A 15752-nucleotide genomic window follows, 5' to 3' on the forward strand; every position below is an offset into this window, starting at 1 on the left:
CATTTTTCATTAGGCATTAGGCATTAGCGACTTAGGGTTCGTGTGCTTACGATTTTTTTATTTTTCTAACGAATCAGCAAACAAAAAGGGCAAGCTTGGAGGCTCACCCTAAAGGTCTTTGTTTTGGCTTAACGTTATTTTCAACTAATTCTCAACTGGGCTACGACTTACACCCAACCATCAAATTTGAGTCGTTTTTGAATTCTTTCGACCGCTTCTTTCTGCATTTGTCTAACACGTTCATTAGAAACATTCACATCCAACATTTGTCCGACCTCAGACAGCGTTTTCACCTTGTTATCAAAGAAACCAAAACGGTGGATGAGCACCTTTTGTAATTTTGGAGGAAGTGTATAGATGATTTGTTCTAGAGCTTGGGTAAAGGATTGATCCTCACAATCTTGTTGAGGGTCTGGGATATATTCACTTTCGCATTGATCAAGCACCATAGGCGCATGGCTAGTTCCAACCGTTGTCGTCACGTCAATAAACCCGCTTAACGCCACCAGTTGATCGACGCGTTCGGCCTTTACACCTGAACTGTCTGATAGCTCAGAAATTGAAACCTCTTTACTCATTTTTTTGCTTGCATCGAGCTTTTTTGAGGCGAGGCTGTTTATTTCTTTACACACGTGGGCTGGCAATCGAACGGTTCGACCCGTGTTCATGAGTGCGGCTTCAATGTTTTCGCGGATCCACCAAACAGCATAGGTTGAAAAACGATAGCCTGGTTCTGGATCGTATTTGTCGATGGCCTTAATCAAGCCAATGTTGCCTTCCTCGATCAGGTCGAGCAGGGTGAAATTATTGCCTTTACGTTTTAGGTAACTCTTTGCGATTTTCACAACAAGGCGCAGGTTTGATTCGATCATTACATCACGCGCTTTTTTCTCACCCGCGCGATTCAATTTTGCGTAATACACCTCATCTTCACGCGACAGCAGATCAATGCCAACAATATCTTTCAGATAATGAGCATAAGGGTCTGCACTGGTAGAAAATGATTCGGTAATGGGTGTTTCATCCGTGAGCCCCTGAAACGCAGCAAAACTATCGTTGTTCATTTCCTTGTCCTTATCTAGCCGACTGAACGTTTTAGTTTTTTTTATTATGCCACCAAGTGATTAACGCTTGGTTTCATTAGAGTGTAGATAACAATTTCTTCTTTACCAATAAATAAAATGCAATTTCGTATGTTTATGTCACAAAAAGATCTACAAATATTTAACTATTTTGCATCTCATCAAGTGTGTTGGTTTTTCGTTTAAAACATTAAGACGGATAGTTTATAAAGCATGTGTTATACATCGGTTTATCTAGATAAATGACGTGAATTTATAGGTGTGGGTTAGAACTATAATTGAGAGGAGAAATGATGAGAAAAATGTTAAGAGTCGAGGTTCAATGTTTCCAAGCACCTCAACTCTTTTAGCTGTGTCGGCTGTTAAGTATCGCCATGCACGTTTTAATTCTATCGACTAATAAGTGCTAAGAACCTCATCGATTTGCTGATTAATGATCTTCATTTCGCTGTAGATAACCGAAAGATCATCATCTTGCGGCGCAAGCTTATTGAGTGTGTTTTGTTCTACTCTTTCCAATGCAACTGTGGCCGTTTCTTCACCAAAGCTGGCTAAAATGCCTTTTAAGGTGTGCACGGTAAAATGAAGCTTGCCCCAATCTTGTTGTTGAACCAACTCTTCGATCTCTTGTAGCGAATTGCCATGGTCTTCTTGATATGTAGACAAAACGGCGTAAATGACGTCTCTGTCATTGTCTAAATAGGCGTTTAAAGCATCAAAGTCTAGCATGTGGACTCCTGTCGGCTGAATGTTGAAAATGGGCTAGGCGGCTTAGTGGAAAAACCATACCTTGATGAATCACTAATCCATTGATTCCATTTTGGAGGAAGTTCTAACTGTAAGATTTCTTCTAGATAGTCGTCGCTAAGTTTCTCTTCTATATGAGCTTTATTGACGGCGTATATATAGTCAAGTTTGGCGGCAACTGAATATGGGTAACTGTGAATGTAGTCCTTTATTTCTTGGATCGAACCCAAATTTTCAATGTTTATACACGTTGAAGGGTCGACATTTTTGGACTCAAGTTGGTGATTTATGGCTTCTCCACGAGATTTGAGACATTCCACTGTTAAATGATAAAGAGAGTACTCACCAAAGTGGGCGAGCATGGGTAATAACTGAGTGAGCAAATAAGTCGGTTGGCTGTGGAAATTGTTCGCTAACAGTGTCGAAGCTCTAATCACTTTTTTGTGGGCAATCTGAGGGCTATTTTCGATGATCAATATGCTGCTCTGAAATAGGGCAAGGCTGGCCAAAACTTGCTGCTGTTGTTTTACCGGAAGTTTCAGGTTTACCAACTCGGTGAATTGGTTGGCGTGCTCAAGCAAAATACGTTTGTACTTTAGTTGCGTCTCGCGCTGATACGTTGCTTTTAAGGAATTAAAGTGCGCACCAATGGAATGGATGACATCAATGTCAGCAGCTGAAATGTGGGTTGCATACATCTCACCTAACTTTATGATCATATGTGTGTTATCTGCGTTCTCAGCTAAGTCGATGGCCCTGATTGCACGATGGCTGATGCTGGGAGTCATCTCAAATGCACGAATCGCTAATTTAAGAGCAGGCAGCAGCATTTTATGTTTTTCATAGATACAGCTTAAGCAGTCAATCACGCTCAATGAGAGTGGCTGTGCTATTAGAAAATTGTGGAGCTTATCTATGGCTAAATTTGGCTTGCCTAAGCTGTCGAGAATCAGCGCCTCAGCCACCAATTTGGTTGGGTGCATGTTGGTTTTGGAGTTGTTAATGACGCTAGAGAGTAACTGCCATTTCTTACCTGCAATTAAATGTTCAATCAATGTCGCTTCGAACTGAACGCTAGTACCATTAGGGGAGATCGCCAAAGCTTGAGCTAATCTCTCTTGACTGGCAATGGGATACAAATCATTCAGTTGGGTGAGTTTCTTCGAAACGGACACAGCACTTTGAATCTTCTTGCCTAAAGATTGAGTATTGATCGGTTTAGAAACAAAGTGATGTGCTTCGCCAGAAAGGGCCGTCAATACGGTTTCCTGACGCATATCCCCAGAAACAAGAATCGTGGCGACTGTATGATTGATGAGCCTGTTTCGATAAAGGATCCCCAAAAGCTCAAACCCCGTGAAGGATTGCTCTAAGTGGTAGTCAATGAGGAGTACATGAAATGAGTGCGTCTCGACCGCCTTGATGGCTTGTCGATAATCGGTCGCAATAAAGATGCAATCATGTGAAATGCCCAAGCTCGAGAGTTGCTGCTTAATAAGTATTGTTGCGCTCTTAGAGTCGTCGACAATCAAAACCCGCAGGTCTGTTGGTAAGGTCAAATCCATTTTCCTCAATACCAAATGTTATGTTTAATTTAGGTGTCAGGTTGCACATTGTCAAGGTGCCTGTATCACATACAAACACTCAATAAACTATTGGTAATTAAAGAGTATTCGATAACATTTATGAAAGCCTTCAAACGCAGGCTGCGTTTACCTTATTTTTGTGGGGTTATCCGTGTTTTAGAAATAAAAAAGAGGTAAGCCGATAAGCTTACCTCTCTGTTTGCTTACTCGATTTTTTATCCGAAATGTAGCCTTTTTTGAAGCATTACTAACTAAAAAACTAGCGCTAATCACGCATGTTAAAAATCAATACTGCCGCTAGAGCCAAGAACGCCGTCATCATTAAGAACACATCGTTGTAAGCCATGATGGCAGCGTCACGTTGCATTGTACCAAGTAAGCTTGCTTGCGCTTGTTGCATCGCCGTTGCGGCATCACTTCCTGACTGAATGAAAAACGCTTGTTGTTGCTGAAGCGTCTGCCAACCAAGTTGACTCACAGAAGGCAACGACTCCTTGATGTGTGCTAAGTGCTCACGGGTTTTGTTATCCAATAGCGTAGCGATAATCGCGATGCTGAAAGCACCACCTAAGTTTCGCATCACGTTGGTTAACGTTGATGCATCTGGTGTATCCATTTTACTGATGTTTTTCATGGCAACCAAAGACAGCGGAACCATAATAAATGGGCTACCGATAGCACGCAGAACCATAGACAAAATCAGCTGTTGCCCACCAAAATCGATTGTCATGTGCGTATTCACGTAACAACTGAAACCGAACATTGCGAAGCCAAAGGTCACCAAGTACTTAGGCTTAATTATCTGTGTTAGCTTGGGCACAATTGGGAATATCAGAAGCTGTGGGAAACCCATCCACATTAGTACTTCACCAATTTCCATCGCGTTATATTGCTGAATTTGAGTGAGATACATCGGCAGAACATAGATAGAGCCAAGCAACGCCATCCCTAGAATCAAATAGGCGATACAGGACATCGCAAACTGCCCATCCCGCAATAGCCGCAGGTTAACCAATGGCTTTTTGTGTTGGAGTTCGTTTATCACGAAGTAAACCAAACTCACCGCCGACACGATACTCAAGCCAATAATAAAGCTCGAACTGAACCACTCTTCCCGGTTACCTTCTTCTAGTACCACTTCTAAACAACCTAGCCCTAACGCCATGGTGGCGATACCAAACCAATCGGCTTTTTTCAGGGTACCAAGGTCGAGCTTTTCATGATCCAAACCATATCGGATCATGGTGATCACAAGCAAAGCAGGCGGAATATTGATATAGAAAATATAGTGCCATGAAAAGTTCTCCGTCAGCCAACCACCAAATGTTGGGCCGATCGATGGAGCAAAGGTCGCGGTTACACCAAACAGTGCCATACCCACAGCACGTTTGTTAACAGGCAATAACTGAATCACTAACGAGAAAGCAAGCGGGATTAAAGCGCCACCACTGAAGCCTTGCATCGCGCGGAATACGATCATCGAGGTCATATTCCAAGAGAACGAACATAACAAAGATGAAATGGTGAAAATGGCCGTTGTCCACGTGATATAACGGCGTTTACCGAGTGCTTTAGAAAGCCAACCACTGAGTGGAATAGCAATCATTTCTGCGACTAGATAAGACGTAGAGATCCACGAACTTTCATCTAAGGTGGCAGACAGCGCGCCTTGAATATCTTTGAGAGACGAGTTGGTGATCTGAATATCCAAGATCGCCATAAACGCGCCAATCAAACCACCAAATAGGGCGATCCAATGGCGTCTTGAAACCTCGCCATCATCATTAGTGTGGGTGACAACACCAGCGTTACTCATGGTCTAGCCTCGTTTATCGATGGTCGCTACCACAGACAAACCAGGAAGCAGTCGACCTTTCAATTCTTGCTGATCTGGAATGATGATTTTCACCGGTACACGTTGAACGATTTTAGTGAAGTTACCTGTCGCGTTTTCTGGCGGCAGTAGCGCAAACTTGGCGCCAGTCGCAGGAGAGAAACTGTCTACCACGCCTTCAAGTGGCTGACCCGGAAAGGCATCCAGTTCGACTTCTACCGTTTGGCCTTTGTGAATGCCGCTTAGCTGTGTTTCTTTGAAGTTAGCTTCAATCCACACTTGGTTGTTTGGTACCAAGCTCATAAGTGGTGCGCCTGCTTGAATCAGCAAGCCTTCACGGACGCTACGTTTACCAATCACGCCATCTGCTGGCGCGTAAACTTTGGTGTAATCAAGGTTAAGTTGTGCTTGATCTCTTTGTGCTTGAGCTTCAGTCACGGACGCGTTTGCTTGTTCGATTTCACTCGCAATCACGATTAGCTGATCATTACTTGCGACGAGGTTTGCTTTTGCTTCTTCAAGTTCTGCTTGGGTGACTTTTTGTTGTGCGACCATGCTGTCTACTTCATCTTGCGAAGCATAGTTACGCTTTAATAAGCTACGAGAACGCACGACTTGTTGGATTGCACGCTCGTATTCAGCTTGTGCGGAATCAACACGGCTCTCGGCTTGATTTATTTGGCTACGTTGTAACGTTTGTTGAGCGATAAGGTTGTGTACGCTTGATTGAACGACGCTTAAATGCGCATTCGCCTGAGCAAGTGCAGATTGGTAATCACGATCATCAATTTGAACCAATAAGTCACCTTGTTTAACCGATTGGTTATCACTCACGTAAGACTTAACAATATAACCTGACACCTTCGGGCTTATATTAGTGATGTCGCCTTGTAGGTAGGCATTGTCGGTAGATTCAAAGTATTGGCCATAGCCATACCAATATCCGGCGCCAGCTAGACCTAATGACAGCATGATCGCAGTAGCAATAAGCGGGGCTTTTTTACGTTTTTTTGTGCTTACTGATTGCGAAGCGTTGTTGTTCTCTGTCATTTTTTATTTCTCATTTTGTTTTTATTTAGATGTAACGAATTGTAAATGAATTCGATTGATTGATAAGATAGGAAAAAAGGGAAACACTATTGCAATAATCTTACTAATAGGGCTTTGGGAGAAGTACGATGGACTTAAATGCTGTGACTGTTTTTACACAAGTTGTTGATTGTGGGAGTTTCACGCAAGCGGCTGAAGCATTGAACATGACCAAGTCGACCGTCAGCCGAAAGCTAGACGAGCTGGAGCAGCACCTAGGTGTGAGGTTGATCACTCGTTCGACACGAAGTTTAGTTTTAACGCCAGAGGGTGAGCGCTTTTATCAGTCGAGCATGCAGATGCAAGAGATCATGAACCAAGCTGAGTTAGAGGTTTCTGCCAATCAGGATTTGATCCGAGGGCAGTTGAATGTTGTGTTGCCTGTCGAATTGGGACATCAAGTATTAGCCACATACATCCACAGTTTCCTAAAAGAGCACCCAAACGTGACTTTGAACTTAGAACTGTCGAATCGAGAAGTCGACATCATTGCAGAGGGGATCGATCTTTACGCACAAATTGGTGAGCTAGTGGACTCGAGCTTGGTTTCTCGCTACCTCACAACATCGAAGCGTGTATTGGTAGCCAGCCCTGAGTATTTAGAACAGTTCGGTGAAATCTCTTCACCCGATGACCTTAAGCCTCCATTTAGGATGATTGAGGTGGTGAACAAGGCGGCACGTCTACCTAAGTGGCATTTGCAATTAGAAGGCGGAGAGTCGATTTTGATCGATCTGCCGTGTCAGTTACGGGTGAATACCATCACGGCATGCCTAACAGCGTGTGTGGATGGGCTCGGCTTGGCGGTGCTTCCTGAATTCATTTGTCGCGAACATTTCAAGACAGGTAAGCTGATTCGTTTGTTACCTGAATATGAGATGCCAGAAGTTTCAGTAAGCCTAGTGTATGCAGACAGGCAGTTGATGCCGAAACGTAAAAAGGTCTTTATCGACTATCTACTGACTGCCTTTCAAAATAGGAAGCAAAAGTAACGGGGAAAACCTTAGCGGTTAAGTGCTTAAGCTTCCTATTATTCGTTTTGTCTAAACCGTATCGAAGCTAACTATGATTGGGCTGCCAGTCGACGACTTGTCCATTCGCTAATATAGCTTTGACCGATAGGGCAGCAATATCGATACCGTTGTGACGAAATGACTTGTCGGAGAAGTTCGCTATGATTTTACTCCCGTCACTGAACTCAGTTTGTTGAACGTCTCCGCTTTTGTCTAACCAGTCGAAATCGACCAACTGTTTATCCCATAACTGCTCGTGCATCGGTTCAAAGCCATCTTGATAGTGTTTCAATGCTTTGATTCTCGTGCTTGAACTTGATAAAGCTTCATCTCTGGTCAAGTGAACCATCGCTGGCGTGTTGTACAGCATGGCGGTTAAGTCACGTTCTGCTTGTACATTAGTGAACTTAAGGCTGTCTGAATGCCAATGGTGCGTATTGATCACTTCATCCTGGAAAACGGCTTGGTATAACGGAATTCGGTATTGAGGCGAAAACAGTAGCGATTTGTAGGGCTCTTTAACCTCGGCGGGTTTAAAGAAGAAGTCAGGCTTGTGGTCTGGGTACCAACGACCTAAGTAATAGGGAGATTGGTGGTTCTCTTTCATGTCTTTGTCTGTCCAACCAAAACCAACCGTTTCTAAGCCGTGCGCAAACGCGATGCCTTTTGTTGTTAGGCTGTTGCCGTCTTCAGATCCTAATACTAACGATGGTTGCTCGCTAAGCCACTGCATTCGGTTGTTGAAGGCAGAAAGCATATCCGATTCGTTTGTATCGCCATCGCCATCGCTGTAGCTATGACTCTTGCTATGACTGTCTATAGAGCCGCTGTAATCCTCACGTGCCATGGCGGTTGCATCAACATCTAAGAACAAGCTGTTGAAGTTGCCGAATTTCATAATGTCTTGAGCGCGCTGCTTTACGTAATCTAAATGGCAATTCGGATTGAGGTAGAATCCGTTACCTCGAAACCCTTTTTTTAGGCTGCCATCCGTTAGTTCAATGGCACAACTCTCACGCATCGGCTCTGGTAATTGAGCGGTTAGCCAGTTGTCGTTCAGCTTCGCAGGAATGGCTGTGTTGTAGGAGTCATAGGTGCCGACCAGATATCCTGACTGTTTTGCCAGACCCACAGCGTTAGGTTGATAGAATGCTGGCATCCAATTATCGAATCCGAGCCACAGTTTGTTTAAGCCTGCCTTATTTAGATTGGTTACCATGTCTGAAGACAACGCTTGTCCCCAAGTGTCTGACGAGTTTAGGTAGGGGGAGGCGTGTTCAACCAACCAATTTTTCTTATTCTGCGCTGCCACGTATTGAGCTTTAATCGTGTTATTTTCGAGTGTCGGATTACCGATTGGAAATAACACCTGCAACGACTGGCTAATAGAGTCCAACAATAACTGTTTGTGGTACTGACTGAACCAATCTTTACCCTTGGAGAGTGATGAAAGCTCTCTTTTTGCTTCCTTGGAAACGTTGAGTTTAGAGCCTTTTAGATACCAAGCTTTCAATCCCCACCAGTCACTCACATCTTGGACGCTTAATGGATCTTTGCCAAACAAATAAACGTGGCTCGCACCGATTAACTGACTCACATCTGGATTGCGCTTTTGCTTTGCTACAAGTGTTTCAGACTGGTTATTATTGATGCGCGAATCTCGGTATTGTTTGGCACCATCTAACCACGAGTCTCCGAGGGTGATACGAACAATAAAAGGCTGTGACTGATTGAGCATCGTAAATTGGTGTGATGCCTTCATATCAATTTTGGTCTTTGTATTTGAGGAAGCATTAGAGGATGCATCTGAAAAGAGCAGTTGATTGTTGGTTGCATTAATCATCTGATAGCTAATGAAGTGGTCGTTCTGTTGTGCTGTCCAAAAAGGCATCTTTAGGTCTTGAGTGGTGTTGCTTCCAGAATGGTTGTCGACTAGATAACTACCCCAAAGCTTGTTATTTGTAGGTACACGCATGCCTTCGCTAAAAGGAAGAAATAGGGTCTGAGTTTGTTTTTCTGCAAGATCAAACCACGCCAACTCTACGGGCTGGTTACGTTTCACCTGTATATTTGAAGGGAAGCTGAACTGAAAAGTGAGTTGATCTTGATTTAGTTCCGCCTCAACGTTTATCCTACTAGGTACTAAGGTCCAAGTTGCGGCCTTTGCTGAGTTAGTTTTATCGGAAAGACCAATGACTAGATTCGTCACTTTCTGTGGTTGGCTATCAACGGTGAGAGCGCCGCTGTTAACGCTTAAGCCGTTCCAATCTATCTCTAAGGTATTCGATGAAATAGAGACTGTATTGCTGGTAGTGGTGTTAGAGCTAACGCTGCTATTACTGGTGAGCGTTATTTGGCTCGCTTGTGCATTGGATGAAAACAGACAAGCTGTTGTTAAAGCTACAATGGCACAAGTAGAAAGACTGAGTGGGTGACGTACGCTGAGCATATCTAGATTCCGTAAAGGGTAAGTACGGTCATTACACCCAAGTAGCGTTAGTGCTTTGTCACCTATATGTCTCTATTTTCTGCATTACTTAGTTTCTAATCTTCTTCTGAAAGCATTCCATTAGAAAGGCACCGCGACACGCTGCACATATTGGACTTCAATCGCGCCTTGGTATTCAAACATTTCAACCGAGGCACTCAAATGTTTGGCATTAGTCCCTAGCGGGCTTTCTGTGGGAACGGGTGCTTGCGCTGTCTTGATTGGCACTTTGTAGCCTAACAGGTTGTAGTTCTCATCGAACCATTGCCAACTCACATTGGCGTTAGGGCAGTTGTCGATCACCTTCGGTGGCGTGATCACGATATGTGGTTCGCTGAGTTTACTTTCGAGTGTTAACCATCGCTTGCTGTTGTCTAAAGCGACAACAATAGGATAGTGGTTTGAACCTATCTTTAGTTGATAAACACCAGGTTCGGGTTTGATAAACATTTCACTGGTCTCAATCTCTTGATACTCATTGTTAGAAGCGAGTTGTCCATCGAGAAGGATTTTACCTCTTGGGGAGACCAGAGAGATAGGTTGTGTTTGGATTTTCATGTCTTCACTGAGTTGTTCTGCAGCGACTTTGATTTGATAACCTTGCGATGACAGGCCGTAACGTCGAATGAAGCTAACTTGAATGTGATGTTTCGTTTCAGTGTCTTGTCTTAGTGAAGTTCCGCATTGAGTTTGGCTCAATATCTCTTGTTTCACAGGCAGCCAAAGCTCACTATCGAGTGTTTGTTGATCGAGTGCGATTTGAAGCTCTTGCCACGCGACTTGAGGTTGTTCATCAAGCAGAGATTGATACGTATGTTGCAATGGTGTGTTGGTAAACCAAGCGGCGTGACACGCAAACGGCAAAGCGCAGATCAATGCGATTAACGAAGTGACTCTCATTATGATTCCCCAGCTAAGCGGTAACCAACGCCGCGATGTGTTTCGATCTTTAGGGTTGGCAGCTTCTGGCGCAAGCGTAGGATGTGATTATCCACGGTTCGGGTACTTGGAAAGGCTTGATAACCCCAAATCTTATTGAGTAACTCATCACGATGAAACACACGACTTTGGTTCTGAACAAACAAGACCAATAACTGGAACTCTTTAGGTTTTAACGTGATCGGGCTTTCATCCAAATAAGCGATTCGTTCAGACAAGCGGACTTCAATGTTGGCGTAATTTAGTTGGCTCACCCCTAACGGACGAAGTTGGGTAATGACTCGAGCAAGCAACTCCTCGTTTGAGAAAGGTTTAGTGACGTAATCTTTGGCACCTGCCATTAAGCCTTCTACGCGTTGCTGGACTTCCACTTTAGCCGTTAACACAATCACAGGAAGCGCTTTGAGGAGTAGCCAATTCGGCAGGTGTCGCAAGCTGTCACCGTCTTCGAGTTGTCGATCCAGTATCACTAGATCGGCGCGGAACCATTGCTTACTGGCACTCTCTGAACCCTTCGCCCAAAGGCATGGGTAACCATTGGACTCAAAGAAGCTGACGAGGCCTTGTCCAAGTAGATGGTCGTCTTCAATCAGCAGTAGGGTGTTCATAAGCTATTTCCAAAATACATCGGGTTGGGTTACGAAGAATAATGAGACGGCCATTCGCTTGTTTCATCAAGTGTTCGACAATAGTCAGGCCAATGCCCATGTTGTCTTGTCTGTGATTGATATTCGGTGTTGCTCGAGATACAAACCGTTGCAGAAAAGAAGGGAAGTGACCTTCGTCTTGCACCTCAATCCTGAGCTTATCAGCGAGTTCTACCTTGACCAAAACCTCACCTATACCGTGCTGTTTAGCGTTCTTAATCAAGTTATCTAAGCAGATGGTTAGCCAGTAATACGGTAGGTTAAGTTCAGCATCACTTGAATCACATTGATACTCGATATTGTGCTTCTCACATACATGATCGAGCCACTCTTCTAAGGATGCGTTCTGCTTTAATAAAGGCTCCGACTGATCCGCATTTAGATACACTTTACTGTTTTCAGTGAGCTGAGAGAGCCTTTGATAGTCGGATATTAAACGCCAAACCGCATTTTGAGTTTCATCAGAAAAGTCATCGTAGCGATTTCTAAACATCTCGACGGTTAAGCCTAGGCTAGTAATGGGCGTGCGCAGTTCATGAGTAAGAAGCTGTAAAATGAACTGCCTCTCTTTTCGTTGTTTTGTTCTTAGGTATAAGACTCTACCGAGTCCGGAAAGCAACGTTAACAGCAATGTAAAGATCAACGTTTTCATGATCAGATTGTCATTGCTAGGCTCGCTTAAGCACACGTTGCTGTAACGAAAAGTACAGGTTTCACCCGTCAAAGATACCTCTTGCCGCTCTGCAATAGGTTGCCAAATATTTAAGGGAATGGCTTTCCAGCCTTGTTCGCCACTTAACCAAAGCACATCGTCCTGTTGCCAAGCTCGGTATCCACTGAGCAGTGCTTCTCTGCCTTGTGCACTTAGGTTTTCTAGCTTGTTATATAAAGGGTGCTGAGGGTTGGTAAGACTCAGAAATGGGCGTATCTGCTCGGTCACATCTGGGTAAGCGGCTAAATAACGATCAGCAAAACTGCCACCTGCAGGGTGTCGTTTGGAGTGTGCTGCAAACCAAATGGAATCCAATGCTTGTTGCTGACACAAAGCGAGCTCAAACTCGATGGCGTCATCTAATGAAGGGTTATTGCTTTCAATCGCTCGGCAGTGATCTTGTATTGACGCTAACGCTGCGATGTCGTCCCAACTGAATTGGTTGAAATCAGGATAGCGGCTACGTTCATGAAGCAGAACTTTCGGATACTGAGCCAACTCTTGTTGAGATACTAGGATTGGGGATGATTGCCAGCTCAGTTGATACAGGGTTTGCCACTTGTCTTGCAAACTTTGGGCATTGGCTAGAGCTGGGAGCCAAAAGATCAAGCCAAGGGCTAAGGTAAACCTGCGCATCCAATCATTCTCGTTAAAAGTCGTGGGGCGAGTCTAAAGAGTTTTGGACGTGATTTGTAACCTGAATGTCAACAAGTGTTCCTTTAACAACAAATTGTCGAGTGGGTCATGTTTTAAAATAATAAACTAAAAATACAGTAAGTATCATTTGGATGGATTAAACTAGATAATTGTGTACTTATTGTCATTGTTGGGCGGATGGAGGGGACTATACTGGGCTCATACCTAATCAGAGGAACCACCATGAAAACACTCATTAAATCAGTATTGGCACTTAGTATCTTAACAGCTGGCTCGGCTCAGGCATTCGAATTAACGAGTAATGATATTCAAGAAGGTCACCCAATGGCGAAGACGTTTGAATATTCAAGTTGGGGCTGTGATGGCGAGAACTTGTCACCGCAGTTGATGTGGAAAGATGCTCCAGCAGGAACCAAAAGCTTTGCAATCACGGCTTATGATCCAGATGCTCCGACTGAAAGTGGTTTCTGGCACTGGGTCGCGTTTGATATTCCAGCAACAGTGAGCGAGCTACCTCGCGGTGTCGATATCTCTAAAGTGGGTGGCAAAGAAGGCCGTATCGATTATGGAACGGTAGGTTTCGGTGGTGCTTGTCCTCCAGAAAAAGATGGTATGCACCGTTATCAATTCACGGTTTGGGCATTGCCAACGGATAAGCTCAACCTAGACGAAAACACGCCGTCGGCAGTGGTTGGATTCACGTTGAACAGCATGGCTTTAGACAAAGCGAAACTGACTACAACTTACACACGTTAATAGCTGATATACGCCAATAATTTGTATACGTTAATAACTTTATACACGTTAGTAATTGACACAAGCTAATAAAGCGACCAGTTATTGATGCGAAAGCTGGTCGTTGATAATAAGTAAACAAGGGAGATGAAATGAATCATCAATATCAAGTGACGATCTTTCGTGCAGAGCAGTTACAAAAATTGCGTAATGTGAGGATTCTATCTCCTAGTATCATTCAGATCATTACAGGCAGTAAGCGCCTGTTTTGGAAAGATTCAGCGGCAGAACTTTCACATTCTGAGCTGTTGTTGTGTGAGGCATCAGCTTCACTAAGTTTTGAGAACATGCCCCACAAAGGGCGCTTCTTATCACGAGTGTTCAGCTTTCAATTCCAACCTTCTCAGGCGATGCTTGATTTAAGTGAGGATCGAGCAAATGAACTGGATTTACCCACCGTAGAGGCAGATCGAAGTTTGCAAGATTCTCTCAATGCGTTGTTTTCGTTTGATCGTCAGAGCATGAGTGAACAAACCCAACAATTTTGGTTGCAGGGTTTGTATCAGCAATTAGCCGAGAAGGGCGTACTGCATCGATTGTTTATTAGCTCAAACGTCTCGTTTAGCCAGAAACTCAGCCACTACCTTTCGCATTCACCGGACGAGAAACATCCGTTAGAGTCGGTAGCAGAGCGCTTTGCGATGAGCCGCGCCACGCTTATCCGTAAATTGAAACTTGAAGGCATGCAATATCGTGAGGTACTGGCTGAAGTTCGCTTGAGTCATGCGCTTTATCTGATGCAAAACGGGCAGCAGAATGTGGCGATGTTGGCTCAGTCTTGCGGTTACCAATCGGAAGGGCGTTTTAGCCAGCGCTTTAAAGGGAAGTTTGGTTTGTCGCCAAGTGAATACATCAAAACCGTCGTCAGCAATACAGTCGCGAGCAATAAAGTCGCGACACCATAATCATTCTGTTTGGCCTAAACGCTCACTTTTTTATCTCGTGCTGCCAGTGCTGCGAAAATCGTGCACGCAAAGGCAACAGATGCGATCAGCAGAATAGGAACACTCCAAGAATCTGTCTGAGCATGAAGCTTACCCACCAATGTTGGACCAGTGGCAGCCAACGCATAACCGATTCCCTGAGCCATACCCGACAGCGATGCGGCTTGGCTGCTATTCGATGTTCTCAGGCCAACAAAAGAGAGCGCAATAATAAACGTCGAGCAGTTGGCTAATCCAAACAGTCCTACCCAAAAGATCGCAAACTCAGGCAAATACAGCAGCCCAATCAATCCAATAAATACACTCGAAGTACAAAGCGTAATGAGCCATTGTTGGTTATCGCTTTTACCTAAGAACGGCAGTAACAGTAATCCCGGAACCATAGTCGAAAATTGTAGAAATCCGTAGATATAACCCGCATCGATTTCGCTGTAGCCAAGGTCGTTCAAGATCTGTGGAAGCCAGCCTGCCAAAGAGTAGAAGGTAAATGAGTTAAGCCCAAGAGCTAGTGTCACTTGCCATGCAATGCCACTCTTGATCATCTTCTTCATCGGAATCGGCTTTTCTTGATGCTTGTTATTGGTAGATGAAGAAGAGCGCTTTTTGATTTTAGGCAACCAGATCATCAAAGCTAATATTGGGAATATTAGGTTCATTAACAGTGCTAATTGCCAACCCGTGATCGTAAATAAGGTTAGATTTGAAAACGGCACCATCAAACTTGAGCCTAACGTCGAACCGATGCCCATCGTAAAAATGTACAAAGAAGTAACGGTCGCAATACGAGTAGGGAAGCTAATTTTCACTACAACGGGCAACAACACGTTACCAATCGCGATACCAAGCCCAATCATTACTGTGCCGATGTATAACGTCGGAATTGCTCCAAAAGAGCGCAGTGTAATCCCCGAAGTGATCAAAACTAAGCCTAAGAGTAGGCTAGGCTCTAGCCCAATTCGTTGGGATATCTTAGTGACTAATGGTGAAAATAAGGCAAAAGTCAACAGTGGCAAAGCTGTTAAGAAGCCAGCAGCCGACGACGTAAGGTTGAGGCCTTCCATAACCTGAGAAAGCACAGGAGCCAAGCTCGTAAAAGGCCCACGAAGGTTAAGTGCTAGGAATAGAATCCCTAACATGACGAAAATGCTATTACGAAGAGAGGCGCTCATAGGTTGTTCTACTGTTTGCTTATGAGAAGAAAAGCTAGCCTACAGGTCAT

Annotated in this window: 13 protein-coding genes; 3 read left to right on the forward strand and 10 right to left on the reverse strand. The window is 44.1% G+C overall.

All coding sequences use genetic code 11. From position 1 onward, the window contains the following. Positions 1-167: 167 nt before the first annotated feature. The 5 genes from LMH68_RS20200 to LMH68_RS20220 all read right to left on the reverse strand — a co-directional run bounded on the left by LMH68_RS20200 (position 168) and on the right by LMH68_RS20220 (position 6299). Positions 168-1064 (reverse strand): RNA polymerase sigma factor RpoD/SigA, encoded by an 897-nt coding sequence (locus LMH68_RS20200; RefSeq protein WP_229647550.1) that lies wholly within the window; start codon positions 1062-1064, stop codon positions 168-170. 414 nt (positions 1065-1478) lie between these two features. Beyond that, complete coding sequence (locus LMH68_RS20205; RefSeq protein ID WP_017060508.1) at positions 1479-1811, reverse strand: Hpt domain-containing protein; 333 nt, start codon at positions 1809-1811, stop codon at positions 1479-1481. Further along, the gene (locus LMH68_RS20210) at positions 1805-3394 is read right to left on the reverse strand and encodes a response regulator (protein ID WP_413755816.1); all 1590 of its coding nucleotides are present in this window, start codon (positions 3392-3394) and stop codon (positions 1805-1807) included. The genes LMH68_RS20205 and LMH68_RS20210 overlap by 7 nt, the downstream gene beginning before the upstream one ends. 286 nt (positions 3395-3680) lie before the next feature. Further along, positions 3681-5231: a DHA2 family efflux MFS transporter permease subunit gene (locus LMH68_RS20215; protein ID WP_229647548.1), complete on the reverse strand. Its 1551-nt coding sequence runs from the start codon at positions 5229-5231 to the stop codon at positions 3681-3683. A 3-nt stretch (positions 5232-5234) separates the two neighbouring features. Further along, positions 5235-6299, reverse strand: a complete 1065-nt coding sequence (locus LMH68_RS20220; RefSeq protein ID WP_061023004.1) for an HlyD family secretion protein — start codon at positions 6297-6299, stop codon at positions 5235-5237. Between the two features lie 128 nt (positions 6300-6427). Between LMH68_RS20220 and LMH68_RS20225 the strand changes: the two genes are divergently transcribed. Further along, complete coding sequence (locus LMH68_RS20225; protein ID WP_108193142.1) at positions 6428-7330, forward strand: LysR family transcriptional regulator; 903 nt, start codon at positions 6428-6430, stop codon at positions 7328-7330. A 67-nt stretch (positions 7331-7397) separates the two neighbouring features. On the opposite strand, the gene LMH68_RS20230 is transcribed toward LMH68_RS20225, so the two are convergent. From LMH68_RS20230 to LMH68_RS20245, 4 genes are all read right to left on the reverse strand, one after another. Then, the gene (locus LMH68_RS20230) at positions 7398-9800 is read right to left on the reverse strand and encodes a glycoside hydrolase (protein ID WP_229647547.1); all 2403 of its coding nucleotides are present in this window, start codon (positions 9798-9800) and stop codon (positions 7398-7400) included. Positions 9801-9920: 120 nt separating this feature from the next. Beyond that, the gene (locus LMH68_RS20235) at positions 9921-10739 is read right to left on the reverse strand and encodes a DUF2861 family protein (RefSeq protein ID WP_108223907.1); all 819 of its coding nucleotides are present in this window, start codon (positions 10737-10739) and stop codon (positions 9921-9923) included. Further along, the gene (locus LMH68_RS20240; RefSeq protein ID WP_108223908.1) at positions 10739-11386 is read right to left on the reverse strand and encodes a response regulator transcription factor; all 648 of its coding nucleotides are present in this window, start codon (positions 11384-11386) and stop codon (positions 10739-10741) included. Before LMH68_RS20240 ends, LMH68_RS20235 begins: the two co-directional genes overlap by 1 nt. Next, the gene (locus tag LMH68_RS20245; protein ID WP_229647546.1) at positions 11364-12773 is read right to left on the reverse strand and encodes a DUF3404 domain-containing protein; all 1410 of its coding nucleotides are present in this window, start codon (positions 12771-12773) and stop codon (positions 11364-11366) included. The genes LMH68_RS20240 and LMH68_RS20245 overlap by 23 nt, the downstream gene beginning before the upstream one ends. Positions 12774-13016: 243 nt before the next feature. Here LMH68_RS20245 and LMH68_RS20250 point away from each other — a divergent pair, with 243 nt between their 5' ends. Together LMH68_RS20250 and LMH68_RS20255 are read left to right on the forward strand one after the other, a co-directional pair. Then, positions 13017-13550 (forward strand): YbhB/YbcL family Raf kinase inhibitor-like protein, encoded by a 534-nt coding sequence (locus LMH68_RS20250; RefSeq protein WP_029222229.1) that lies wholly within the window; start codon positions 13017-13019, stop codon positions 13548-13550. Between the two features lie 131 nt (positions 13551-13681). Continuing rightward, complete coding sequence (locus LMH68_RS20255; protein WP_229647545.1) at positions 13682-14494, forward strand: helix-turn-helix transcriptional regulator; 813 nt, start codon at positions 13682-13684, stop codon at positions 14492-14494. 14 nt (positions 14495-14508) lie between these two features. Here LMH68_RS20255 and LMH68_RS20260 read toward each other — a convergent pair whose 3' ends face one another. Further along, positions 14509-15702 (reverse strand): MFS transporter, encoded by a 1194-nt coding sequence (locus LMH68_RS20260; protein WP_102549083.1) that lies wholly within the window; start codon positions 15700-15702, stop codon positions 14509-14511. Positions 15703-15752: the final 50 nt, after the last annotated feature.

Origin of the sequence: Vibrio sp. F13 (assembly GCF_020806305.2) — a bacterium.
Classification (GTDB): domain Bacteria; phylum Pseudomonadota; class Gammaproteobacteria; order Enterobacterales; family Vibrionaceae; genus Vibrio; species Vibrio crassostreae_C.